5 protein-coding genes are annotated in these 2,591 nt (G+C 39.7%); all 5 read right to left on the bottom strand.

What is annotated here, in order from left to right; genetic code table 11:
• Nucleotides 1-278 precede the first annotated feature (278 nt).
• The 5 genes from O9332_RS21520 to O9332_RS21500 all read right to left on the bottom strand — a co-directional run bounded on the left by O9332_RS21520 (nucleotide 279) and on the right by O9332_RS21500 (nucleotide 2,370).
• Entirely contained in the window at nucleotides 279-581 is a 303-nt protein-coding gene (locus O9332_RS21520; RefSeq protein WP_288027333.1) for a hypothetical protein, read from the bottom strand.
• Between the two features lie 107 nt (nucleotides 582-688).
• Complete coding sequence (locus O9332_RS21515) at nucleotides 689-916, bottom strand: PIN domain-containing protein (protein ID WP_288027331.1); 228 nt, start codon at nucleotides 914-916, stop codon at nucleotides 689-691.
• A gap of 97 nt (nucleotides 917-1,013) precedes the next feature.
• Nucleotides 1,014-1,199, bottom strand: a complete 186-nt coding sequence (locus O9332_RS21510) for a PIN domain-containing protein (protein WP_288027329.1) — start codon at nucleotides 1,197-1,199, stop codon at nucleotides 1,014-1,016.
• Nucleotides 1,181-1,408 (bottom strand): hypothetical protein, encoded by a 228-nt coding sequence (locus O9332_RS21505; RefSeq protein ID WP_004159417.1) that lies wholly within the window; start codon nucleotides 1,406-1,408, stop codon nucleotides 1,181-1,183. The genes O9332_RS21510 and O9332_RS21505 overlap by 19 nt, the downstream gene beginning before the upstream one ends.
• A 272-nt stretch (nucleotides 1,409-1,680) precedes the next feature.
• The gene (locus O9332_RS21500; RefSeq protein WP_004159421.1) at nucleotides 1,681-2,370 is read right to left on the bottom strand and encodes a GUN4 domain-containing protein; all 690 of its coding nucleotides are present in this window, start codon (nucleotides 2,368-2,370) and stop codon (nucleotides 1,681-1,683) included.
• Nucleotides 2,371-2,591: the final 221 nt, after the last annotated feature.

Here is a 2,591-nt window from a genome sequence, read left to right as displayed (position 1 = left end):
TTGTTGGTGGGGGCAGGGTGTGGGGTGTGGGGTGTGGGGTGTGGGGTTTTACCGATTTTGAGGTAGTCAGTTACCTAATTTTCAGGGAAAAAGTACCTGAATTTTACCCCCGATCCCTCCAATGGTCGGCACTTTTTGAGGTCAAAAAAGTCTAAAAGCCTTATCCAACAAGGTTTTTAGATTTATTCAGCAGACCCTAGATAGATAAAGATTAACGCTGGTCTCACCCTCTCGCAATCAAAGAGTGTAGGGTGCGTTATGCTATTCCTAAAAAAAACCTAATGAACTAATTCAAATTCAACCTTCATTTTTAGGGATGTAGCGAGGAGATTTAACAACAAAAAAGAGTTTCCTTCATAGTCAGCATTTTCTAAAGCTTCAATAATTGATTCATTAGTATGAATTAATTCTGCTAAAGCCTTTGTTGAAAGATGATATGTTTCCTTGATCTTAAATATTTTTCTGGCTACTTCGTCATCAATGCGAGCTTTTTCTAATTCTAATTGACGCTCTGGATTATTAGCATAATAACGTTGGTAAAGAATTTTTAAGCCATCGGCTGTTGTTTGGGGTGTATTCATATTAACTCCTGAAAATAAGTGTGTAATGCGGAGTAAGGGTTTGTAGTTTTTCTAAAATAATTTGCAGGTGGGGAGTTATGGATATCATGGCAATCTCAAGTTCATATTTAAGGCAGAATAATAAAGTAGCTCATGTTATCGGATTGAATTAAATTGAAATGTCTGTGGTCTAATGTCAGAATTTGGTTAATAGAATAGCGTTCTGCCATGACCAGTAAACTAGCATCAACTAAGCCTAACGGTAAATCTTGATAACGAGTCATAATTTTAAGAGCTTTTTCTAAATCTTCTAAATCGAAGGGAAGCAAACTATATTTTCCCTGTGTAATATCCATCAAAAAAGCTCTAGCTACTCTTTCACCGAGATATTTAGTCGCTAAATATAGCGTTTCTGATTCACAAGAGGTACATTCCCGATCCTGAACAGCTTAATCAGCAAAGGTTTAAGTGTGCCGCATAGATGCGAGAACCGCTATAATCAACTTCTGGTAATACCGTCACAGGCACAAAAACTTGCTGATTTCTGATCGCTTCTACGACAATAAAATGATAGTGATCGTCTCGGTCTAATAGGGCAATAATTCCACTGGTATCTGCTATTATCTTTCGTCCTGCCACAATAATTCCTCGCAACGAGTTGATAGGTCAGACATTCCACTAGCTCCCATCCCAATAGATGGGGGTAAAGATGGGGAATCATTGTCTTTTATTGGCTCATTTTCTATATTTTCCCCTATTTCTTTAAGGATTAATTGAGCAATATTTTCCTGTCGATCTGCTGACAGAGTAGCTAATTTTTTGAGAGCAAGTTCTAATAATTTAGTCATGATTTTTTATTCAATGAAAAAGTTCTAATTATAGCGCACCACTTTTATCATTCATTCTACCTGAATATAACGACGAGAAAGATTGCTTCGGGGGGATATTGGTTGAGAGATGAAGGTTAACGTGAATATCCCCCCTCGCAATGACATCTTTGTCGGAAAAAAGCTTCCTTTGACTTGGCGAAGCAATCAGTGCCAGGTATCGAGTTCCGCAAAATGCGATGTTTACCTGATCAAAAGCACTAAAATTAGACTTGATAAAAGACCTGAGATCGTCATATCCTAAAGGTTACAAGTCTTTGCGCGAGAAAAGGCACACCACACGCAGCAATACCCAGAAACACACTTTTCTCCCCACCGAAAACCCCAGGTACGGGTAGGTGTCCCTTGGGGACTGCTGAATTAAAGACTGCTGAATTAAAAGTTAATTGTCGGCCTGTCAACCACCTACCTCCTTGTCTCCAGCCGACGCTATCGGCGAACTTTTCCAATACTTCCACATCTTCTATTTCGCCATTATACTTTATCGTGCTACCAAGACTCTCATAGATGTCTTTCTGGACGCTGAAGCCAAACTTACCGTTACTATAATTTAGCCAAAGTTGGTTAATAGTTCGTAAATCTTCACAGGGAAAATTATCAATATCCTCTCGTCTCAACCATCCTTCGCTTTCCCTTCCGGCGACCCGACACATAACTTTACCTGTTTCTTCGTCTGCTTCTTTCCACTTTCTTGCTGCTAGGAGTTGCTGTAATCGAGAATAGTTAACCCCCCTAGCACTTTTAAGCACAATATTAGCAGCAACTTTAGGCGGTGGTGGTGTTTGAATAACGGGGGTTGCTGGTGTTGGAGAATAACGGGGAGTTGCTGGTGATTGTATTGAAGTTGCTGGTGATTGTCCCGTCAAATCTTGTAAAATCTCCCGCGCTGACTGATAACGCTTTCTTGTCCCAAACTCGATCATTTTATCAAGAATGCGCCCTAAATCATCCCGAACATTATTATTGACTAAAAACTGTCGCCAAATCCATTCATGGTCACTGGTATCGGGAGCATCTCACCTTTGCAATGAGCATAAATACTTAGTGGAAAAATAGGCTTTTCGAGGGTAATTCTTGTTTTAATTCTCCATGTACGCAGTCTTTAAAAGCCTCTATTTCGTTCCAAGACACGATTAAGAGTGGC

The organism is Microcystis sp. LE19-10.1B (assembly GCF_027530565.1).
Taxonomy (GTDB): domain Bacteria; phylum Cyanobacteriota; class Cyanobacteriia; order Cyanobacteriales; family Microcystaceae; genus Microcystis; species Microcystis aeruginosa.
This window is presented reverse-complemented; position numbering and strand designations above follow the sequence as displayed.